This is a genomic window from Streptomyces sp. NPDC005775, assembly GCF_042871565.1.
Classification (GTDB): domain Bacteria; phylum Actinomycetota; class Actinomycetes; order Streptomycetales; family Streptomycetaceae; genus Streptomyces.
Window position 1 is genome coordinate 739,377 of record NZ_JBIAIU010000001.1, and the last position, 21,392, is coordinate 760,768.

The following is a 21,392-nucleotide window of genomic DNA, read 5'->3' on the forward strand; positions in this document are numbered from 1 at the left end:
GTCAGCGGCCGCCTTGCTGCTCGGGTGGCATGCATCCGGTAGCCGGAGGCGTGCCGGCGGGGAGGTAGTCCTTGGGGACGACCCCGCAGACGTAGTTGTCGAACCAGCGGCCGCTGCCGAGGGTGTTGCCGACGAGCCGGTTGTACGAACCTGCGAGCGACAGGACCTTGTCGAGGCTCTTGCGGTTCTTCACCAGTACGGCGGTGACCCGGCCGAGCGAGTCCAGGGTCGGCTTCAGCTGCTTGTTGTTGTCGGCGACCAGGCCGGTCAGCTGGGTTCCCAGATCCCGGGTGCCGGTGAGCAGCAGATGGATGGAGTCGCGGCGGGCCTGGATCTCTCCCAGGAGCAGGTTGCCGTCCTTCAACAGGGTTTCGAAGCTGCTCTTCTTGTTGGCGAGGGTCCTGGCGAGCTGCTTGCTGCCCTTGAGGAGGGTGGCCAGCTGGGCGTCGCGTTCGGAGACGGTCCGCGAGAGGGCGGAGAGCCCGTCGGCGGCGCTCTTCACGTCGGGGGGCGAGTCCTTGAAGGTGGCGGAGATCGTCTCGAAGCTCTTGGCGAGCTGCTTGGTGTCGATCTCCCCGATGGTCTCGCCCAGCCCGTTGAACGCCTGGGTGACGTCGTACGGGGAGGTCGTACGGCTCGTGGTGATGCGCAGGTCCGGGTCCTGGGGGCCGGTGCCGAGCGGGTCGACGGCGAGGTACTTCTCGCCGAGGAGCGTCTTGATGGCGATGCCCACGGTGGAGGAGTTGCCGATCCAGGCGTCCTTGACCCGGAAGCTGACCTTGACCCTGGGGCCGTTGAGCGAGACACCGGTCACCTCGCCGACCTTGACGCCGGCGATCCGTACCTCGTCGCCGTCGCCGAGACCGGCGGACTCGGTGAAGTCGGCGGTGTACGTGGTGCCGCCGCCCACGAAGGGCAACGAGTCGGCGCGGTAGGCGGCGAATCCGGCGAGGGCCAGGACGAGGAGCCCGACGATGCCGATGGCCACGGGGTTGCGTTCCCGCAAGGGTCTGATTCTCATGCCAGGCACCTGCTCGGTGTGGTGATCCCGATCCCGGTGGGGGGTGCGCTGCCGTCCTCGGTCGTCACACCGCTGACCTTGGCCTCGCAGAGGTAGAGGTTGAGCCAGGAACCGTACGAGGCGAGACGGCTGATCGCCTCCATCTTGGCCGGGGTCTTCGTCAGCATGTTCTCGATCTGCGGAGCCCCCTTGCCCAACTGGTCCGAAAGACGCCCGAGTTGCTTGATGCCGTCCTTGAGCGGCTTACGTCCGTCCTGCAACAGGTCGGCGGTGACCGTGGTGAGCGCGCCCATCGCCGTGACCGCCTCTCCGAGCGGCTTGCGGTCGCCGGAGAATCCCGTGACGAGCTGCTGGAGCGTGTCGACGAGGTCGTCGAAGCCGGCCTCCCGGTCGTTCACGGTCTTGAGCACGGTGTTGAGGTTCTTGATCACCTCGCCGATCACCTCGTCCTTGGCCGCGACCGTGCTGGTCAGGGAACCGACGTGCTGGAGGATGCTGTCCACGGTGCCGCCCTCGCCCTGGAGCACCTGGACGATGGAGCCGGCGAGCTGGTTGACGTCCGGCGGGGACAGCCCTTCGAAGAGCGGCTGGAAGCCGTTGAAGAGCTGGGTCAGGTCGAGTGCCGGGGTGGTGCGGGAGAGCGGAATGGTCGCCCCGGTCCCGAAGCTCCTGCCGACCGGACCCGCACCCTGGTCTAGGTCGATGTAGCGCTGGCCGACCATGTTGAGGTACTTGATCGAGGCGGTCACCGAGGCGGGGAGCCTGCGCCCCTTGCGGACGGCGAAGCCGACCTCGGCAAGCCGCTTGTCGGCCACCTCGATGGACTCGACCTGTCCGACCTTGACCCCGGCGATCCGGACGCTGTCACCGACGATCAGTCCGGTGACGTCGGTGAACCTGGCCCGGTACGTGGTGGTGTCGCCGACTCCGGTGTTGGCGATGGAGAGACCGAGGACGGTGGTGGCCAGGACGGTCACCAGGACGAAGACGATCGATTTCGCGAGCGGACCCGCGAGGGAGCGGCGCTTCACTTGAGCTTCACCTCCGCACCGCGGAAGGCCGGACCGATGAGCACGCTGCTCCAGTCGGGCAGGGTCCGCGGCTGGACTTTCAGTGAGGGAGCGACCAGCTCGTTGACGAGCCGGCTCTCCTGCGGGGAGTTGGGCATGCCGAGCGAGGTGTCCGTGCCTTCGGGGTCGGTGCTGCCCTGTTCGTCATCGGCGGCACCCTCGTCGGCGGCGGCCGACGCCTGGATGAGCCCCGCTGCCGTCGGCTCGCCCGCGCCGACGTACGGCACGGAGTAGCAGTGCGGTCCGCCGGTCGCGTCGTACACCGGGGTGTCCTTGCCGGGTACGTACTTTCCGCGGGACTCGACGGCCTTGACGGTGACGTGCAGACCGGGCTGGTCGGTGCCCTTGCCCAGTGCCTTGTCCATCGCGGGCACGAATCCGGCCACCGTCCGCAGGGTGCAGGGGAATTCGGACGAGTACTTCGCCAGGAGTTCCAGGGTCGGCCGGCCCGTGGCGGAGAGCCGGATCAGGTTGTCCTTGTTCTCCTTCAGGAAGGTGGTGAGGTCCTGCGCGGACGAGGTCGTGGAGCCGTACAGGTCAGCGAGCTCGGCCTGCTGGTCGGCGATGGTCCCGCTGGTGGTGGTGAAGTCGGTGAGCGCGTCCAGGATGTCCGGTGCGGCGTCGCCGTACACCCTGCTCACCTTGACGAGTTCCCTGATGTCGGCGTTGAGCGTGGGGAGCTGGGGGTTGAACTTACGGAGGTGCCGGTCGAGCGTGACGAGCGTGTCACCGAGCTTCTCGCCGCGTCCCTGGAGCGCCTGCGAGACCGCGTTGAGGGTGGCGGAGAGCTTGGCCGGCTGGACGGCGGTCAGCAGCGGCAGGACGTTGTCGAGGACTTCTTCCAACTCGATGGCGTTGCTGGAGCGGTCCTGCGGGATGACGGCTCCGGCGCGCAGCGTCTGCGCGGACGGTACGGCGGGCGGCACGAGCGCCACGAACCGTTCGCCGAACAGAGTGGTGGGCAGCATCTGGGCGGTCACGTCAGCCGGGATCCGGTCGAGCTTTCCGGGCTGGATCGCGAGGGTGAGCCGCGCCCCCTCGTCGTCGACCGCGATGTCGCGCACCTGTCCGATGACCACGCCCCGCAGCTTCACGTCGGCGTTGTCGTGCATCTCGTTGCCGACGCTTCCGGTACGTACCGTGACGGTGGCGTCGTCCGTGAACTCCTTCTCGTACACCGCGACCGACACCCAGATGAGCAGGGCGGGCACGAGCAGGAAGGTGACTCCGGCGAGTCGGCGGCTGACCGCCCGTGTGGTCCGGGTCTTCATCAGCCGGCCACCTTCACGGTCGTCGTGGCGCCCCAGATCGCGAGCGAGAGGAAGAAGTCGGTGACGCTGATCAGCACGATCGCGTTGCGCACCGAACGGCCGACCGCCACGCCCACTCCGGCGGGTCCGCCACTCGCGTGGAAGCCGTAGTAGCAGTGCGCGAGGATCACCATCACGCTGAAGATCAGCACTTTGAGCACCGACAGCAGGACGTCCTGCGGAGACAGGAAGAGATTGAAGTAGTGGTCGTAGGTGCCGGCCGACTGTCCGTTGAACAGGACGGTGACGTAGCGGGAGGCGAGGTACGAGGAGAGCAGCCCGATCGCGTACAGCGGGATGATGGCGACGACCCCGGCGATGATCCTGGTGGTGACGAGATAGGGCATGGAGCGCACGCCCATCGACTCCAGGCCGTCGATCTCCTCGTTGATGCGCATGGCGCCGAGCTGGGCGGTGAAGCCCGCGCCGACGGTCGCGGAGAGGGCGAGGCCTGCGACGAGGGGGGCGATCTCCCGGGTGTTGAAGTAGGCGGAGATGAAGCCGGTGAAGGCCGCGGTGCCGATCTGGTTGAGGGCGGCGTAGCCCTGGAGGCCGACGACCGTGCCGGTGGCGAGCGTCATCGCGATCATCACGCCGATGGTGCCGCCGACGACGCCGAGGCCGCCGCTGCCGAAGGCGACTTCCGCCAGGAGGCGCTGCACCTCCTTGAGGTAGCGACGCAGGGTTCTGGGTATCCAGACCAGTGCCCGGACGTAGAAGGTGAGTTGATCGCCGGATCGGTCGAGCCAGCTGAGCATCGACATCGGTCAGCTCCCCTTCGCGGGGACGATCTGGAGATAGATCGCCGTGAGGACCATGTTCACGAAGAACAGCAGCATGAAGGTGATGACGACGGACTGGTTGACCGCGTCCCCCACCCCCTTCGGACCGCCGCGCGGATTGAGCCCGCGGTAGGCGGCGACGATGCCGGCGATGAAGCCGAAGATCAGGGCCTTGATCTCGCTGATGTACAGGTCGGGAAGCTGGGCCAGGGCGGAGAAGCTCGACAGATAGGCCCCGGGGGTGCCGTCCTGCATGATCACGTTGAAGAAGTAGCCGCCCATCGTGCCGACCACGGAGACGAGGCCGTTGAGCAGGACGGCGACCAGCATGGTGGCAAGGACCCGCGGGACGACGAGGCGCTGCACCGGCGAGACACCCATGACCTCCATCGCGTCGAGCTCCTCGCGGATCTTTCGCGAGCCGAGGTCGGCGCAGATGGCCGAACCGGCGGCCCCGGAGACCAGGAGCGCCACGATGATCGGGCTGGCCTGCTGGATGACGGCGAGGACGCTGGCTCCGCCGGTGAAGGACTGGGCTCCGAGCTGCTGGGTGAGGGAGCCGACCTGGAGGGCGATGACCGCGCCGAAGGGGATGGAGACGAGGGCGGCCGGCAGGATGGTGACGCTGGCGACGAACCAGAACTGCTCGATGAACTCCCGCACCTGGAAGGGCCTGCGGAAGGTCTCGCGGCACACGGTCCCGGCGAGGGCGAACAGCCTCCCGGTCTCGCGCAGTGGGGCGAACAGCCGCGTCGGGCGTCTCTGCTCGGGCGCCTTCTCCGGCACCCGGTCCACCGGCTGCCCGGGGGGCCGCACCGGCATGGGGGCGGTCATGGGCGCCCACCGCCCGCGGCGGGGCTGTAGCTGTTCAGGATGGCCGTACGGGCGGCCTCCGGCAGCTGTCCCATCATCGACATGACCCGCTCCCGGCGGCGCAGCGCGCCCTGGCGCACCGGCAGGCCCGGCGAGGGCTCCAGCTGCGGGACGACCGTGCGGGGCGCGTTCGCCGAACTGATGCCCTGCCCGTAGCCGTTGAGCTCCTCGGCGGCGAGGGTGGCGGCGTCCTTCTCCTCGGACATCCCGATGGGCCCTTCGCGCCGCCCGGCGAGGAACTGGGAGACGACGGGCAGATCGCTGGTCAGGAGCACCTCGCGCGGCCCGAAGGTGACGAGGTTGCGGCAGAACAGCATCCCCATGTTGTCCGGGACGGTCGAGGCGATGTCGAGGTTGTGGGTGACGATCAGCATCGTCGCGTCGATCTGGGCGTTGAGGTCGATCAGCAGCTGCGAGATGAACGCGGTGCGGACCGGGTCGAGTCCGGAGTCCGGCTCGTCGCAGAGGATGATCTGCGGGTCCAGGACGAGTGCGCGGGCCAGGCCGGCCCGCTTGCGCATTCCGCCGGATATCTCGCCGGGAAGTTTGTCCTCGGCGCCGAGAAGTCCGACGATGTCGATCCGCTCCATGACGATGCGCCGGATTTCCGACTCCCTCTTGCGGGTGTGTTCACGCAAGGGGAAGGCGATGTTGTCGAAGAGGGACATGGACCCGAAGAGCGCGCCGTCCTGGAACATGAGCCCGAACAGCTTCCGGGTCTCCATGATCTTTCGCTCGGAACTGTTCACCATGTCGACGCCGTTGATGAGCACGCGCCCCTGCTCGGGCTTCAGCAGGCCGATGATGGATTTGAGGAAGACGGTCTTTCCGGTGCCGGAAGGACCGAGCATCACGCTCACTTCGCCGGCGGGCAGAGTCAGGCTGACGTCCTGCCAGATGTTCTGCTTACCGAAGGATTTCGTAAGGCCTTCAACGACTACTTCGATTCCCATCGGCCCTCCCTCGACGTATCGGTGAACGAAGTCATCTGTCAGCGCTCCGGCTCTGAGAAATCCAATGGCGGCTCGTCACACATGCACCAGGAGGCGCACGTTATGTCCGCCGAAACCGCCAGGACAAGCCGTTGAACAGCGGAAATCGGCGAACCAGGTGCTCGATGTGGATCACTTGTCACCGAGTGACAAAGCCTGGGGGCGACTTTGTCGGAATCTGCGCAAGATCTCCTGCGTGCGGGGCGGGTTCCCACGGCCTGTGGGGGCCGGAGCCATGGGGCCCCGGCAGCGGGAACGCCACCCCGGACAGAGGGTTCGGCATCAATCCGTTCCCGGTACGGAATCCTGGTCAAGGGGGGCGCGACCTGGACTCCACGAGCGTCGAGCGAGCAGCCACGGACGCGTTTCCGTGCTGCTTACCCGGGACGCTACGGCTGAGTAACCTGCCTTCGCAATAGCGGTTCCCGAACTTTTTGCACGGCTATTGGCAGCAGGGTTGTTTTTGTACGGGGGTGAGTAATGCCCACCGTCCGGTTGTCGGGAAGTGAGCCTTTCCGGCCCGGTGCGCCGCCCTCGGTGTACTCACCTGCGCATGGACCCGCCCCGCCCGGAACAGTATTCCGTGCGGGGCGGAGACCCTTTTTCGCAGGCCCGGGTGGACGTGCCGTGAACTACTGAGCCACTCCCGCGTGCCAGCTGTCCGAAAGCGCCTGTCCGGCATGGGGCGCGGAGCTGCCCGGGGCGGTCAGGCCCGCCGTGTAGGTCGCGGCGTCGTTCAGCACGAGGTTGTTGTTGCCGGCCGCCGAGGGCAGGGCCGTCTTGAGGTTGACCGCCCAGTTGAGCTCGCCGAGGGTCAGCGGCCCGCAGCCACTCACACCCGGGACGGCGAAGCCGCTGTCCCCCTGGTCGTTGCCGGTCAGGGCGACGCGGTTCAGCAGCCCCCTGGTGTTGGGCGTGCCATCGGCGTTGTAGCGCTGGCTGGCCAGGGCCGGCGCCGTGAGGTTCTGCGGACGCAGAACGACCGGCTTGGAGGTGGTCCCGATGTAGCACTTGGACCCGAGGAAGGTGTTCTGCAGGTGGATCCGGACCGGGATGTCCACGATCACCTTGCCGCTCTGCATCCCCGCGGTCAGGTCGAAGTTGCTGGGCGTGCCGGCGGACTCCACCGTGGCGACGACCCTGTTGAGGCTGGCGTCCGCCAACTGGTTACAGATCGCGGAGATCACGGGTATGCCGTCGGTGCACATGATGCCCAGCAGGCCGCCGGGGATCTCCGTCGGCGCGCCCACGATCGAGCCGCCCGCGGGTGCCACGATCCGGGCGGCCCCCGTCGACGCGTTGCGCACGATCCCGAACTGGAGATCATTCGCCCCGGTCGTCGCCACGGTGTTGCCGAGTTTGATGGAGCCGCTGTCGGAGTGCGAGGCCACGCATATCGCGATGTCCGTCGTGCCGTCCGCCGCGAGCATGGCCGGATCGTCGACCGGGCACCGGCTGAAGGGCGCCCAGTTGCCGTTCATGGCCTGGGCGGATGCGGCACTCGCAGGCGAAGTGCTGAGCGGAATGCCGATGGCCACAGCCACCAGCGCGCCGAAGAGAGCGGGTCTGAAGAGTTTCGGGGCAGCACTCATGGAAGGTCCGGCCTTTCTCGAGGAAGGTGGGGCAGACGGGTGATTCGATGGTTCAGCGTTCCGGACGGGGCCTGGGAGGCTCGGGGCAGTTGAGCGGAACCTCGTCCACGCACAGGGCGCCCTGCATCATCTTGGTGTAGTTGCCGTTTCCGGAGACCGCGGCGGTGAAGATGTTGTCCAGGTCCTCTGTGACCCCGCAGCCGGTGAATGCGGGAATGTCGGCGGACCCGACGAGAGCCCCACCGGTTTTCACGGTGTAGCCCTCGGTCGCCGGGTTCCTTCCCGTGGAGCCCTTTCCGGTCAGGACGAGCTTCATGGGCCGGACGGTGCGGCACGAGGGGCCCACATCCAGCGGGGTCCCGTTCACTTCCACGTCGTACAGCCGGAGAGTCATCTCCTGCGTCGATGTGGTGGTTTCCGGACGCCTTCTGGTGATGGGGTCGGGCCCTTCGGCAAGTGTGTCGATTCGGGCGGGCTTGGTGAGTTCGAGCTCGAGCGTGGCCGTCGTCGGCATGAAGCCGAAGGTCAGGAACGTGGACGTGGCCGGAGGCATCTGAGGCTTGCCGTTGTAGTCGAGTGTGGCCTCGGACTTGAGCCAGGTCAGACTCTTGCCGCCCGGGCACATGTAGGCGGCCGTGGCGGAATTGAGCTGGAGCCGGAGATGACCGGGCTCGCTGAAAGCCATGGCGGCCTTCTGCTTGTTCACATTGGAGTACCCGGCCATGTAGCCGTGGGCTCCACGTGCCGGGGTTTCGACGGGACCGTAGATGAGGGTGCATTCCGCGGGCACCGGTGGGTCGTAATCCTCCGCCCCGGCCGGCGTCGAGGCCGACGCCTCCGTGCCGCGGTCCCGTACGGCCGGCCCCGGGCGGGCCGGCACTTCCGGCATCGTCCGCGCGTCCGGAGTCTGCCCGACCGTGGCGGGCACCGCGACCGTGGCCAGTTCCGGCTGCTGGTCGGGGTCGACGGCGCAGGAGAGGGAGACGACCACGGGAGCCCCGGTGGCCGCATCGCCGGAACGCAGCACCAGATCGAGTTCCAGAGCTCCGGCGGTGAAGACCATGTCGCCCGCGGAACGGGGCGTCACGGTCGGCACCTCGCCCGCGGCCTCGATCACCACGTCCTCCTTCGGGGCCGCGTCCACCTCCTCGACGGCAAGGTCCTGCCACATCACCTCGGTCGGTGTCCCGTTCTGCGTCACCGCCGTCGTCAGCCGGGCGGAGCCCGATACCCGGGACGTGGCGTCGGCCGGCAGTTCCGCCAGAGCGGTGCGCGGAAGAGTGAGCCCGAGACGCACCTGATCAGGCCTGACGGCGGTGCCGACCGGGGAACTCGTCGGGAGTTCGGTGGAGACACGCACCACCACCTGCCGTGCTCCGGAGGCGAAAGCGCAGGTGTACCCGATGTCGGCATCGACCGGACGGGTATCACTGGCCATCCCCGTTCCCGGCATGAGCCCGGCCAGAAGTGCCACGACACCGACCGCGCCGGCCTGAGCCGTCCGCTGGGTGCGGCCCGCTCTGAATATCATCTCGGAACCTGCTGTCGTCTTGGAGCTGACTGGTCATCTGAGGAAACCGGACTCGCCCCGCTGCGGACGGAGCTGCGTGCCGGAGAAGTCATCTCCGGCACGCAGCTCGCGGCCATCGCGGTCGCTACCGGTTCACGGAGAGGTGACGGTGATGGGCTTGGCCAGCTTGTAGATGGCCGAGAACTTGGCGGCGTCGCCGTTGTTCATCAGCGAGGCACAGTTGCTGACGTTGGAGATGGTGAGACCGGCGCCGTTGGTGATGGACAGCTCACCCGTGGAGTTGGTGTACTTGGCGTTGCTCGCCGTCCCCGAGATCTTGGCCGTGCACACCCCGAAGAGCGTGTCTCCGGTGATGGTCACGTTCACGTTCGAGAGCGAGCCCGACGTGACCCCGGCGCTGTAGCTGGTTGCGTTGAGGCTGATGGTGGAGGTCGACACGGCGCTGAACGAGGATCCGAGCGGCCCGTCACAGGGGTCGCTGACCGGGTTGCCGAACGTGGCCGAGGAGATCGTCGCCAGGTTGGTGCCGCTGGCGTGCACACCGTTGGTGGCGGTACCGCTGGCGGTCGCGGAGTAGCAGGTCACCGACTGGTTGGTCACGGTGTCCAGCAGGTCCGCTGTCGTACCCGCCTTGAGCGAAGCCGTGAACGACCCGTTCGCGTTCGGGTTGACGACGGTGTACGTGGCCAGCGCGGTGGCGGAGGCCGAGGTGACGGTGAGGCCGAGCGCGGCGGCTGCGACGGCGGTGGCGAACAGGGAGCGCTTGGTGATCGTTCTCACGGAACTACCCTCCGGTGGGGTGGAGTTGGACGTACCCGAATACCTCGGACCGCGCCCGGTAATGGGCTTGGCACGAGGGCGGCTCACATCGTGAAACGCAGAAGTCCAAGGACTCGACTGCGTGATCGAACTCCGTGCGGATCGAACGTTACGAGCCAGTAGCCCAACGCTGCAATACCCGGCGCAGAAATTCCCTGACGCTCTCGATAAACGCGTAGCCTCTTAGCGACATCTCAGCAGATCGCCACGATTTTCTATCCGAAAGTGAGCACTTACGCGCGAGTACCTGCCCCGTACAGCCTCCCAGTGCTCACCACGAGCAGAGGCGGGAGGCGCCCCGGCGGGCCCGCGGCACCACCCGTACCCGCCGGTAAGATCGTCCATACGGTGGCACAATGCCGTGCGAGGCGTGAACGTCTCCCGCGCCACGCTCCCGTGCGCCGGCAACGGCCACCGCCGAGGCGCGGGCTCGCACCGAGACGGAGTGGACGCGAGCCGATATCCGCCTCGGCACACATCTTTTTAATCCCCGACCGCGACGTCACCCTTTCCCGCGCCGAATTCTCTATTCGGTCCCGGAAAATCCGGTTCGGTTATCGCTCACCGGTCGGGCTGCCCCGCCGAAGGCCCGCAGAGCGACCCGACTTCGAAATCCCCGCCCCGCCGCAGCGCCGTCGGCACCAGCCTACCGTTACCCAGGGTTACTTTTTTGCTCGCTCAAGAGTAAATGTCCGAAAAACATTGTCCGGAAGTGAGTACTCGCGTCCCACCTGCACCGGAGCACCACAACCGGGCCGAGACGTGTGCCCCTTACACTTCGATCTTGTGCAAGTGGTGCGCACAGCAGCTGACTTGGTCTATCTTCATCGCGAACTTGGTACGCACCTGTCGGTTCGTGGGAGCGCTTTCCCCCACCGCCTCACCCCCACCGGGCGCCGGAGAGCAAGGGGACACGTCATGCCGAAAGTCATCTCACCTTTGGACACTGGGGATCCGCTGGGCCCGCTCCCCCAGGAATTCGCCACCATCATGCGGCCCGAACTGCCGAGCCTGATCAAGGAGATCGGCGTCGAGGTCACCCGGGCCTACCCGGAGTACGCGCGTCTGCTCAGCGGCCCCAACGGACAGGCCATTCGCGTCGGTGTCGAGCAGAGCCTGTCCTCCTTCGTGGACCTGGTGGCCGAACCGTCCACATCCACCTCACTGCGCGACGACATGTGCCGTCGGTTCGGACGCTTCGAGGCATACGAAGGCCGCACCATGGAGACGCTCCAGGGCGCCTATCGGCTCGGCGCGCGCGTCGCCCTGCGCCGGGCGAAGAAGGTCGGCCGGAGCTACAACTTCTCGCCCACCCTGATGCTCAGCTTCGCCGACGCGCTCTTCGCCTACATCGACGAACTCGAATCGCTCTCCCGGGAGGGCTTCCTGGAGGTGCAGTCGCAGAGTGGCGAACAGACCGAGGCCATGCGCCGGCGGCTGCTCCACCTGATCCTGGCGGGGCGCCCCGTCCCCCGTACCGCCATCGCCGAACTGTGCGAGCAGACCGGATGGACGCTGCCCGACGAGGTCACTCTCGTCGCGGCCCGCTCCCCCGCCGGCCTGGACCGGGCCAGTGCCGACCGCGACCTCCTGGTCGACCTCAGCGACCCACAGCCCCATCTGCTGATCCCCGGCCCCCTCGACGACGCACGAAGATCCATGCTCGACCAGGCGCTCCCCGGCGCCCGTACCGCGATCGGGCTGACCGTCCCCACCGCCCTGGCCTCGGACTCGATCCGCTGGGCCAGGCGAGTCCTCGAACTCGTCGACGCGGGCGTCATCGACGACGCGCCGTTCATCCTCTGCGAGGACCACCTCATCACCCTGTGGCTGCTGTCGGATCCGGTTCTCCTGGAGCAGCTGGCCCAGCGGGAGCTCGCGCCCGTCGCCGGCATCAGTGCCACCCGGCGGGAGCGGCTGATCGAGACCCTGCGCATCTGGCTCGACACCCGCGGCACGGCCGCCCACATGGGCGAACTCCTGGATGTGCACCCGCAGACGGTCCGCTACCGCATGCGCAACCTGGAGTCCATCTTCGGTCAGCAACTGACCGATCCGGAGAGCCGGTTCTCCACCGAGGCGGTCCTGCGGGCACTCCAACTCCAAGCCCGCGCCGACGACTCCACGCTGTAATCCGTCCGCAGAACCGTTTCCGGCCAGAACACGGCCTTCACTGCGCGTCAACTTACTTATGGGTAAGGGGAAATACCCGGTCACTCCCAGACGGTTGCCACACGGAGACGTTCTCAACGAGAAACCCGGAACTGCGTCCCGTACATATGGAGGAGTCGGCCGCCCACCCGGCGGCCGCGACGTCCGACCTCCTGGCCACCATTCGAGAGGGAACCCCCATGACCGCCTCGCACCTGCTCGTCCCCGTACCGATCCCGGACCGCATCGCGGCGCTGATCGGCTCCTGCATCCCGCCGCACATCCTGGAGGCGGAGTTCGACGCCGAACGCGCCGCGCGGGAGGTCCGCAGGTTCCGCGGCCCGCGGCTGGGCGTCGAGGACCAGGCCGACCGCGAGCAGGCCCTGTCCGAACTGGCCCGCGCCAACAAGGTGCTCTCCGCCCACCACCCCCGGCTCGCGGTGCGCCCCGGCAGCTCCTGGTGACTCCCCCGCCGCATCTCCATCTTGCGGAGGCGCCACCATGCGCTTACCTTACTCCGAAGTAAGTTTACTCCAGAGTAAGGAACTGGCGTGGCCGACAACAGCAGCGGCAACCTCACCGACGAACTGACCGCCCTCGACTTCGCGGCCGTCTCCCCCGAGGAGTTCGCACGGATCGTGAAGGGCCTGTCCGCCAAGCAGCTCGGCGAGGTCATGCACGGCGAACTGCGCACCCGGGTGCTCGGCGAGGTCTTCGGCCGGATGAAGCAGCAGTTCCGCCCCGAGGCGGCGGGACAGCTCAAGGCGCTGATCCGCTGGAAGATCACCGGTGACACCGAAGCGGTCTACGAGACCACGATCGCGGACGGCGCCTGCACCGTCAGCGAGGGCCGCTCGGAGGCCGAGCCGCGCACGACGCTGGTGATGGCCGACGCGGAGTTCCTCAAGCTGGTCTCCGGCAACGGCAATCCCGTGACGATGTTCATGATGCGCAAGCTGAAGGTGGCCGGCGACGTCGGTCTCGCCTCGGGCCTCACCCGCTACTTCGACATCCCGAAGGCCTGAGGCCGATGAGCTACTTCTCCCTCGCCCTCACCGAGGAGCAGCAGGACCTGCGCAACTGGGTGCACGGCTTCGCCGCCCAGGTGGTGCGCCCGGCCGCCGCCGAATGGGACGCCCGCGAGGAGACGCCCTGGCCCGTCATCCAGGAAGCGGCCCGGATCGGTCTGTATGGATTCGAGTCCCTGGCCGACATGTACGGCGATCCGTCCGGGCTCTCCCTCCAGATAGCCAACGAGGAGCTGTTCTGGGGCGACGCCGGAATCGGCATGGCGCTCTTCGGCACCTCCCTCGCCGTCGCCGGGATCTTCGCCTCCGGTACGCCGGACCAGCTCGCCGAGTGGGTACCGCAGTGCTACGGCGACGAGGACGACCCGAAGGTGGCGGCGTTCTGCGTCTCCGAACCGCAGGCCGGCTCCGACGTCTCCGCGATGGCGACGAAGGCCCGCTACGACGAGGCCAAGGACGAGTGGGTGCTCTCCGGCCAGAAGGCGTGGATCACCAACGGCGGGATCGCCGAGATCCATGTGGTCGTCGCCTCGGTCGACCCGTCGCTCGGTGCGCGCGGACAGGCCGCGTTCATCGTGCCGCCCGCCACGAAGGGCCTGGAGGCGAGCCGCACCATCAAGAAGCTGGGCCTGCGCGCCTCGCACACGGCGGACGTCTTCCTCGACGACGTACGCGTTCCCGGGCACTGCCTGCTCGGCGGAAAGGAGAAGCTGGACGCCCGGCTCGCGCGCGCCCGCGAGGGCGGCACCGCCAAGGGCCAGGCGGCGATGGCGACCTTCGAGGTCAGCCGCCCGACCGTCGGCGCCCAGGCGCTGGGCATCGCGCGCGCGGCGTACGAGTACGCGCTGGAGTACGCCGGACAGCGCGAGGCGTTCGGCCGGCCCATCATCGAGAACCAGTCGATCGCCTTCGCGCTGGCCGACATCCGTACGGAGATCGAGTCCGTACGGCTGCTGATCTGGCAGGCCGCGTGGATGGCCCGCAACGACCGGACCTTCGACGCGGGCCAGGGCTCCATGTCCAAGCTGCGCGCCGGTGAGCTGGCGGTGTCCGCGACGGAGAAGGCCGTCCAGATCCTCGGCGGCGCCGGGTACAGCAGGGAGCATCCGGTGGAGCGGATGTACCGCGACGCCAAGATCTACACGATCTTCGAGGGCACCAGCGAGATCCAGCGCCTGGTGATCGCACGGGCGATCTCGGGGCGGCACATCCGCTGACACGGGGGCACGGGCCGGCGGCCGGTACGCCGGCGCGGGCTCAGGACCCGGGGACCGGCGTGAACCGTACCGGCAGCGACGCCGGTCCCCGGGTGAAGACGCCCTGCTCGGACGGGGTGAACCCGTCCGCGAGCCGCACGTCCGGCATCGCGTCGAGCAGCATGTTCACCCCGGTCCGCACCTCCGCCCTGGCCAGCAGCGCGCCCACACAGAAGTGCCGTCCCAGGGCGAACGCCAGATGGTCGGCCGCCGCGGAGAACGCCGTGGTGCTGGTCAGGTCGGTGCGGAAGAGGTCGAAGCGGTCGGGGTCGCGGTACCGGGCGGCGTCCCGGTTGGCCGAGCCGATCAGACAGGTGACGGTCGAGCCGGCGGGCACCCGGCCGCCGCCGAGCTCCACGTCCGTGGCGCTCTGACGCATGATCATGTGCACCGGCGGGGTGAGGCGCAGCGTCTCCGCGAACGCCCGGTCGATGAGGCTTCGGTCCTCCCGTACGGCGGCGAGCTGCTCGGGGTGGGTGAGCAGATGGGCGAAGATCGAGGCGATGGCCTTGTCGGTGGTCTCACCCCCGGCGGCCAGCAGCAGGCTGCAGAAGGCCTTGATGTCCTCGTCGCTCATCCGGACACCGTCGACCTCTGCGGCGCAGAGCGCGGAGAGCAGGTCGTCGCCGGGCGCCTTCCGCCGTTCCTGGATGATCGGGATCATGTACGCGGCGAATTCCTGCCGGGTCCGTTCACCGGCCGCCGCCACCTCCGGGTCGCCCGCGAGGTTGCCGAGGAAGGCGATGACGCTGGTGTACCAGCCGTGGAAGCGGTCGTGGTCGGCCTTGTCGAGCCCGAGCATGTCAGCGATGACGAGGACGGGGAAGCGGGTGGCGAACGCGTCGACGAGGTCGGCCTCGCCGGTGTGCCGGAAGGTGTCGATCAGTGCGCGTGCGTTGCGCTCGATGACCGGGAGGAACTTCTCCTGGAGGTCGGTGCCCCGGAAGGCGGGGGCGACCAGGGCCCGGCGCACGGCGTGCTCGCGTCCGCTGAGCTGGAGGATGGTCCGGCCGTGGACGGGCTCGATCTGCCAGTCGTAGTTGTCGGTGGTGAACTCCCCGGCCCTGTCCTTGAAGACCCGCTCGACGTCCTCGTACCGGGAGACGACGTAACTGTTCGTGGCGTCGTGCCGGATCAGCGGGTGGTGCTCGCGCATGATCCGGTAGGCCCCGTAGGGGTCGGCGGCGAAGGCGGGCGAGAGAATGTCGGGCACGGGTGGTGCTTGCGAGGCGAGTGACTCTTGTGGGGCAGACGTCATGACGCTCCAGGGTCGTTGACGGGCAACGCCGCCAAGGTTATTGACGTACCGTCCGCTCTGAAACCCCCAGGGGGAACCATGCCCGCCGGCCTCCGCCCGTCCGTCCTCTTCGTCACCGATCTCGCGTACGAGGCGCGCGGGCGCCGCTACTGCGACGAGGACATCCACCTGACCTCACGGCTGCGCGAGGACTTCGACGTCGCGCTCTGTCACCCCCGGGACGCCGCCGCGCTCCTGGACGGCTTCGACGCCGTCGTCGTACGCAACAGCGGTCCGGTGCTGCACTACCAGGAGGCGTACGACGCGTTCTGCGCGCGGGCCCGGGAGCTGGGCACGCGGGTGTACAACCCGCTCACCGGCCGGGGCGACATGGCGGGCAAGCAGTATCTGGTCGACCTGAGCCGTGCCGGCTACCCGGTCATCCCCACCGTGGACCGGGCGGCGGATCTGGGGCTGCTGCCCGGGGCCGAGGGCTATGTCGTCAAGCCGAAGCTGGGCGCGGACTCGGTCGGGCTGCGATTCGTGAGTACACCGGAACTGCCGCCCGGGGCGGACGGCACGCAGCTGGTACAGCCGCGGATCGACTTCCGCTACGAGGTGTCCTTCTACTTCATCGACCACGACTTCCAGTACGCGCTGAACGCGCCGCACCCGGAGCAGCGGTGGGTGCTGGCGCCGTACGAGGCGAGTGCGGCGGATCTGGCGTTCGCGCGTGCGTTCATCGACTGGAACACCCTCGACCACGGCATCCAGCGGGTCGACGCGTGCCGGACCGCGACGGGTGAGCTGCTGCTCGTCGAGCTGGAGGACCTCAATCCGTATCTCTCACTGGACCGCGTGGACGCATCGGTGCGGGAGGCGTTCGTCGCCCGGATGACGGCGTCGCTGAAGGAAATGCTGGGCTGACACGTCCGGCCGTCCCCCGCATGCGGGTGACATGGGGCGGTGTGAGGGTGCAAAGGTGACCACTGCCAGCGAGACCGCACCCGCCGCGCAGGTTGCCGGCGCACCGCCCCTGCTCGATCCGCGCCGCCGGAACATCGTCTTCGCGACGATCGTGCTGGGCATTCTGCTGGCGGCCCTCGACCAGACGATCGTGGGCACCGCGCTGCCCACGATCGTCTCGGACCTCGGGGGCGCCGAGCACATGTCGTGGGTGGTGACCGCGTATCTCCTGGCGGAGACGGTGGCGACGGTCCTGGTCGGCAAGTTCGGTGACCTGTTCGGCCGGAAGATCGTCTTCCAGCTCTCGGCGATCATCTTCATCACCGGTTCGTTCCTCTGCGGTCTCGCGACCAACATGACCCTGCTCATCGTGTGGCGCGGTCTGCAGGGCATCGGCGCGGGCGGTCTGATGGTCACGTCGATGGCGCTGATCGCCGATGTGATCCCGCTGCGCGACCGCGGCAAGTACCAGGGTGCGATCGGTGCCGTCTTCGGCGTCGCGACCGTCATCGGGCCGCTGCTGGGCGGCCTGTTCACCGACCACCTGACCTGGCGCTGGGCGTTCTACGTCAATGTGCCGATCGCGATCGTGGTGGTCATCGCGGCGGCCCGCACCATCCCGTCCGTGAAGGCGGCGGGCCGGCCGGTCATCGACTACCTGGGCATCACGATGGTCACGGTCGGGGCGAGCTCACTGATCCTGGCGACGAGCTGGGGCGGCAACGAGTACGGCTGGGGCTCCCCCGTCATCATCGGCCTGTTCGCGCTCGGGCTGGTGGCCCTGGCCGCCTTCTGCTTCGTCGAGTTCCGGGCGAAGGAACCGATGCTGCCGATGCGGCTGTTCAACAACCCGGTCTTCACGGTCTGCTCGATCCTCAGCTTCATCGTGGGCTTCGCGATGCTCGGCGCGATGATCTACCTGCCGACCTATCTGCAGTACGTGGACGGGGACTCGGCGACACTCTCCGGCGTCCGGACGCTGCCGATGGTCATCGGTCTGCTGGCCGCCTCGATCTTCAGCGGCAACGTGGTCAGCAAGACCGGTCACTACCGGATCTTTCCCATCGTGGGCTCGCTGGTCATGGCGGTCGGACTGTTCCTGCTCTCCCGGATGGGTCCGGACAGCGGGGTGTGGCTGGAGTCGCTGTACATGCTGGTGCTCGGCCTCGGCATCGGGCTGTGCATGCAGGTGCTGACGATCGCGGTGCAGAACACCGTCGACTACTCGGATCTGGGCACGGCCACCTCCGGCGTGACGTTCTTCCGTACGCTCGGCAGCTCCTTCGGTACGGCGGTGTTCGGCACCATCTACGCCAACTCGCTCGGCCCGAACCTCGAGGACGGGGTGGCGGCGGCGGTGCGGGCGGGCGGTGACCCGGCGGTGGTGGCGAAGGCCTCGCAGAGTCCGGAACGGCTGCACTCCCTCCCCGGCGCCCAGTCGGCGCCGCTGGCCCAGGCGTACGCCGACACCCTGCACACCGTGTTCCTGTGGACGGTGCCGGTCGCAGTGCTCGGATTCGTCGTGGCGCTGTTCCTGAAGCAGGTCAAGCTGCGGGACACGGCGCGGGCCGGCTCGACCGACATGGGTGACGGGTTCGCGTCTCCGAGCGCCGGGGACTCGGCCCGGCTGCTGGAGTTCTCGGTGGCCAAGGTGCTGAGGCGGGTGGACCCGGACACGGCCCGGCGGATCGTGGCCTCGTCCGACACCCGGCTCGACATGGCGGGGGCCTGGGCGGTGATGCAGGTCGAGCTGTTCACCCGGATGGTCGGCCATGCGGGGCTCCGGCTGATCGCGACCCGGCACCGTATTCCGCCGGAGGTCCTGGTGCCCGTGTTCGACCGGATGATCGAGGAGGGCTATCTCACCGGGAACGGCCATCTGTTCACGCACACCGAGGCGGGCAGCCGGGAGTCCCGGATCATCAACGACGCCTGGTCCCACTGGCTCACCGAGCAGCTGGGCGACCAGCAGGAGCAGGCCGATGACGCCCGGCTGCGCGCCGCGGTCGACGTGATCGCGAAGCGGCTGCTGGCCGAGGACCTCACACAGGAGCTGGCCCCCGTGGCCCCGGCGGGCGCGCCGGTCTGAGGCCGTTACGGGCCTGTCCGGCCGCGGACCATCAGTCGGCGAAGGCGGCGGACTCGTAGACCCAGGCACCGTCATGCCGGACGAAGCGGCTCTTCTCGTGCAGCGAGTCGCGCCCGCCCGCGAGCGTGTAGTGCGCCCGGAAGGTGACCGTGCCCGTCGTGTGGAAGGCACTGCCCTCCGTCGTCCCCAGGATCTCCAGCCCCTGCCAGCGCTGCCCGGGGTCGAGGTCGAGGACGGCCGGCCGGTGGTCCGGGTGCCAGGTGCGCAGCAGGTACGCGACGTCCCGGACGACGAAGGCGGTGTACCGCGAGCGCATCAGCGCCTCGCACGTCGGTGCCGGGGCCCCGGCGTGGAACCGGCCGCAGCACTCGCCGTAGGTGGCGGGCAGCCCGCACGGGCACGGCAGGGCGGGGGTGACCTGGAAGACGGGAGCGGCGGAGGGCCGCCGCGGGCGTGCGGTACGTCGGGACATGGGTCCATTGTGGCCTGCGGCGGAACCGGGCCGTGACGTGCCGGCGCACCAGGGCCTTGATCAGCCCTTGCGGGCCACCCCCGCGTACCCCGGGATCGGCTCGTCGCCCGGGACGTCGATGACCTCGCCGAGCTCCGGGTGCCAGTCGGCGGAGAGCGAGACACCCGGGTCGACCAGTTCGAGGCCGTGGAAGAAGGCCGTGAGTTCGGCCCGGCTGCGGGGACGCAGCGTCATGCCGCGGGCCTTGTACATGGCGGCGGCCCGGTCCGCGCCTTCCGGGTCGAAGTCTCCGGTGGTCTGCGACAGGACGAGGTAGCTGCCGGGGGCGAGCTGGTCGACCAAGCGGTCCACCAGCTCCGCTGCGCCGTCCTCGTCGTCCAGGAAGTGCAGCAGCGCCAGCAGGGACAGGGCGACCGGCCGGTCGAAGTCGAGGACCTTGCCGGCCGCTTCCAGGATGGCCCCGGGCCTGCGGGCGTCGGCCTGGATGTACTCGGTGGCGCCTTCCGGGGTGGAGCGCAGCAGGGCCGCCGCGTGGGCGAGGACGATCGGGTCGTTGTCGCAGTAGACGATGCGGGCGTCCGGTGCGGTCCGCTGGGCGATCTGGTGGAGGTTGGGCTCCGTCGGGATCCCGGCGCCGATGTCGAGGAACTGCCGGATGCCGTTCTCCGCGAGCCAGCGGGTGGCTCGGTGCATGAACGCCCGGTTGACGCGTGCCATGTCACGGCCCCGCGCGTCCACGGCCAGCAGTTGCCGGGCCATCTGCTCGTCGACCGGATAGTTGTCCTTGCCGCCGAGGAACCAGTCGTACATCCGCGCGGGATGCGGCTTGCTGGTGTCGATCTCGACGGGGGGCTCGTGCCCGGTCATAGCGCGCTCCTTGGATCCGTGGGTCGGCGAACAGAGAACGAATGCGGTGCGCGCGGCGACCGGGAACCGTCCACGCGATGAGGTCAGGTCAGGTCAGGAGGAAGTCTGCCTGACCTGTCTTGGCGCCCTGGATGAATGCGGCGATCTCGCGGTGGGAGTAGATGAGGGCGGGACCGTCGGGGTCCGCGGACTGGCGCATGGCGATTCTTCCGTCGGAGAGCTTCATCGCCTCGACGCAGTTGCCGCCGTTTCCACCGCTCCACGGCTTGTACCAGCCCTCGGAGCCGAGTTCGGCGGCCGGCATGCCGTTGTATATGGGTGTCATCACAGCTCCTTGCGGAAGTCCCGGAGGATTTCCTTCGTGCGTTGTGCAGTCGCGGCCTGGGCCGCCATGCGGTCCATGACCTCGAGGTAGGAGGCCACCTCGGGGCGCGCGTCGAAGTACACGGCCCCTGTCAGGTATTCGCTGTAGACCATGTCGGGAAGTTCGGGGACGGCGAAGCGGAAGAGCACGAACGGCCCGTACGTGCCCGGGTGATGGCCGGTCGAGAACTCGGCGATCTGCAGGGTCACGTTGGGCAGCTCGGTCGCTTCCAGCAGCCGGTCGGTCTGGGCGCGCATGGCGTCGGGGCTGCCGACCGGGCGGCGCAGCACCGTCTCGTCCATGACCACCCACAACCGCGGGGCGTCCGGCCGGGTCAGCAGGGACTGGCGCTGCATCCGCAGCGCGACATGGCGTTCGATGTCCTCGGGCCTGGTCTGGCCGATGGCCCCGGTACGCATCACCGAGCGCGCGTAGTCCTCGGTCTGCAGCAGTCCGGGGACGAAGTGCGGCTCGTACATGCGCAGGAGGCTCGCGGCGCCCTCCAGGCTGACGTACATGCTGAACCAGTCGGGCAGCACGTCGTGGAACCGCTGCCACCAGCCCGGCTTGTTGGCCTCCTCGGTGAGGTCGACGAAGGCGTCGGTCTCCTCCTCGGTGATCCCGTAGGCCTTCAGGAGCGACTGCACATAGGGAACCTTGAGGGCGACCTCGGCGGTCTCCATCCTGCGGATCGTCGCCGGAGCGACGCGGAGCACCTTGGCTGCCTGGTCCCGGCTCAGGCCGACACGCTCCCGCAGATCCTGCAGGCGCTTGCCGAGAACGACCTGACCCACGGTCGGGGCGGACCGCGGTTCGCTCACTTCAGACCTCCCCATGCGCTGTTTGGCAGCAGTGTGCCATGTGCGTGCCACCAAGAACACAGCCACTCTGAATTTTTCAGAGTGCCTCTTGCCAAGTGTTCACGACAGGGGGAGAGTTGGTGAGTGAACCAGTTCACTCGTCATGCCCGCC

The 21,392-nt window shown here is 68.3% G+C and carries 20 protein-coding genes; 6 read left to right on the forward strand and 14 right to left on the reverse strand.

Going from position 1 to position 21,392, the window contains the following annotated elements; genetic code table 11:
- Position 1 precedes the first annotated feature (1 nt).
- The 9 genes from ACFYPA_RS03295 to ACFYPA_RS03335 form a co-directional block, all read right to left on the reverse strand.
- On the reverse strand, positions 2-1,021 hold the full coding sequence (locus ACFYPA_RS03295) for an MCE family protein (protein ID WP_389129130.1): 1,020 nt from the start codon (positions 1,019-1,021) through the stop codon (positions 2-4).
- The gene (locus tag ACFYPA_RS03300) at positions 1,018-2,052 is read right to left on the reverse strand and encodes an MCE family protein (protein ID WP_389129133.1); all 1,035 of its coding nucleotides are present in this window, start codon (positions 2,050-2,052) and stop codon (positions 1,018-1,020) included. Before ACFYPA_RS03300 ends, ACFYPA_RS03295 begins: the two co-directional genes overlap by 4 nt.
- Positions 2,049-3,362, reverse strand: a complete 1,314-nt coding sequence (locus ACFYPA_RS03305) for an MCE family protein (RefSeq protein ID WP_359311439.1) — start codon at positions 3,360-3,362, stop codon at positions 2,049-2,051. Before ACFYPA_RS03305 ends, ACFYPA_RS03300 begins: the two co-directional genes overlap by 4 nt.
- Positions 3,362-4,165, reverse strand: a complete 804-nt coding sequence (locus ACFYPA_RS03310) for an ABC transporter permease (protein WP_359082202.1) — start codon at positions 4,163-4,165, stop codon at positions 3,362-3,364. The genes ACFYPA_RS03305 and ACFYPA_RS03310 overlap by 1 nt, the downstream gene beginning before the upstream one ends.
- A gap of 3 nt (positions 4,166-4,168) precedes the next feature.
- Positions 4,169-5,017: an MlaE family ABC transporter permease gene (locus ACFYPA_RS03315; protein WP_389129137.1), complete on the reverse strand. Its 849-nt coding sequence runs from the start codon at positions 5,015-5,017 to the stop codon at positions 4,169-4,171.
- Positions 5,014-6,009: an ATP-binding cassette domain-containing protein gene (locus tag ACFYPA_RS03320; RefSeq protein ID WP_359082204.1), complete on the reverse strand. Its 996-nt coding sequence runs from the start codon at positions 6,007-6,009 to the stop codon at positions 5,014-5,016. The genes ACFYPA_RS03315 and ACFYPA_RS03320 overlap by 4 nt, the downstream gene beginning before the upstream one ends.
- A 671-nt stretch (positions 6,010-6,680) precedes the next feature.
- On the reverse strand, positions 6,681-7,640 hold the full coding sequence (locus tag ACFYPA_RS03325; RefSeq protein WP_359082205.1) for a hypothetical protein: 960 nt from the start codon (positions 7,638-7,640) through the stop codon (positions 6,681-6,683).
- Between the two features lie 52 nt (positions 7,641-7,692).
- A complete protein-coding gene (locus ACFYPA_RS03330) occupies positions 7,693-9,078 on the reverse strand; it encodes a DUF6801 domain-containing protein (protein ID WP_389129141.1) in 1,386 nt (461 codons plus the stop codon).
- Positions 9,079-9,303: 225 nt separating this feature from the next.
- Complete coding sequence (locus ACFYPA_RS03335) at positions 9,304-9,951, reverse strand: hypothetical protein (protein ID WP_359082207.1); 648 nt, start codon at positions 9,949-9,951, stop codon at positions 9,304-9,306.
- Between the two features lie 957 nt (positions 9,952-10,908).
- On the opposite strand from ACFYPA_RS03335, the gene ACFYPA_RS03340 reads away from it, so the two are divergent.
- The 4 genes from ACFYPA_RS03340 (at position 10,909) to ACFYPA_RS03355 (ending at position 14,386) form a co-directional block, all read left to right on the forward strand.
- A complete protein-coding gene (locus ACFYPA_RS03340; protein ID WP_359082208.1) occupies positions 10,909-12,123 on the forward strand; it encodes a helix-turn-helix domain-containing protein in 1,215 nt (404 codons plus the stop codon).
- A 218-nt stretch (positions 12,124-12,341) separates the two neighbouring features.
- Positions 12,342-12,605: a hypothetical protein gene (locus ACFYPA_RS03345; protein WP_389129145.1), complete on the forward strand. Its 264-nt coding sequence runs from the start codon at positions 12,342-12,344 to the stop codon at positions 12,603-12,605.
- Between the two features lie 87 nt (positions 12,606-12,692).
- Positions 12,693-13,166: an SCP2 sterol-binding domain-containing protein gene (locus ACFYPA_RS03350; RefSeq protein WP_359082210.1), complete on the forward strand. Its 474-nt coding sequence runs from the start codon at positions 12,693-12,695 to the stop codon at positions 13,164-13,166.
- A gap of 5 nt (positions 13,167-13,171) precedes the next feature.
- Entirely contained in the window at positions 13,172-14,386 is a 1,215-nt protein-coding gene (locus ACFYPA_RS03355; RefSeq protein WP_359082211.1) for an acyl-CoA dehydrogenase family protein, read from the forward strand.
- A gap of 40 nt (positions 14,387-14,426) precedes the next feature.
- Here ACFYPA_RS03355 and ACFYPA_RS03360 read toward each other — a convergent pair whose 3' ends face one another.
- Positions 14,427-15,683, reverse strand: a complete 1,257-nt coding sequence (locus ACFYPA_RS03360; protein WP_359349749.1) for a cytochrome P450 — start codon at positions 15,681-15,683, stop codon at positions 14,427-14,429.
- Between the two features lie 78 nt (positions 15,684-15,761).
- On the opposite strand from ACFYPA_RS03360, the gene ACFYPA_RS03365 reads away from it, so the two are divergent.
- Both ACFYPA_RS03365 and ACFYPA_RS03370 read left to right on the forward strand, forming a co-directional pair.
- Entirely contained in the window at positions 15,762-16,589 is an 828-nt protein-coding gene (locus ACFYPA_RS03365; RefSeq protein WP_359082213.1) for a hypothetical protein, read from the forward strand.
- A gap of 55 nt (positions 16,590-16,644) precedes the next feature.
- Entirely contained in the window at positions 16,645-18,717 is a 2,073-nt protein-coding gene (locus ACFYPA_RS03370) for an MDR family MFS transporter (protein ID WP_359082214.1), read from the forward strand.
- 31 nt (positions 18,718-18,748) lie between these two features.
- Here ACFYPA_RS03370 and ACFYPA_RS03375 read toward each other — a convergent pair whose 3' ends face one another.
- The 4 genes from ACFYPA_RS03375 to ACFYPA_RS03390 form a co-directional block, all read right to left on the reverse strand.
- Positions 18,749-19,189: a YchJ family metal-binding protein gene (locus ACFYPA_RS03375; protein WP_359082215.1), complete on the reverse strand. Its 441-nt coding sequence runs from the start codon at positions 19,187-19,189 to the stop codon at positions 18,749-18,751.
- A gap of 60 nt (positions 19,190-19,249) precedes the next feature.
- Positions 19,250-20,056, reverse strand: a complete 807-nt coding sequence (locus tag ACFYPA_RS03380; RefSeq protein WP_359082216.1) for an SAM-dependent methyltransferase — start codon at positions 20,054-20,056, stop codon at positions 19,250-19,252.
- Between the two features lie 88 nt (positions 20,057-20,144).
- The gene (locus ACFYPA_RS03385) at positions 20,145-20,381 is read right to left on the reverse strand and encodes a DUF397 domain-containing protein (protein ID WP_359082217.1); all 237 of its coding nucleotides are present in this window, start codon (positions 20,379-20,381) and stop codon (positions 20,145-20,147) included.
- Positions 20,381-21,241 (reverse strand): helix-turn-helix transcriptional regulator, encoded by an 861-nt coding sequence (locus ACFYPA_RS03390; protein WP_359082218.1) that lies wholly within the window; start codon positions 21,239-21,241, stop codon positions 20,381-20,383. The genes ACFYPA_RS03385 and ACFYPA_RS03390 overlap by 1 nt, the downstream gene beginning before the upstream one ends.
- Positions 21,242-21,392: the final 151 nt, after the last annotated feature.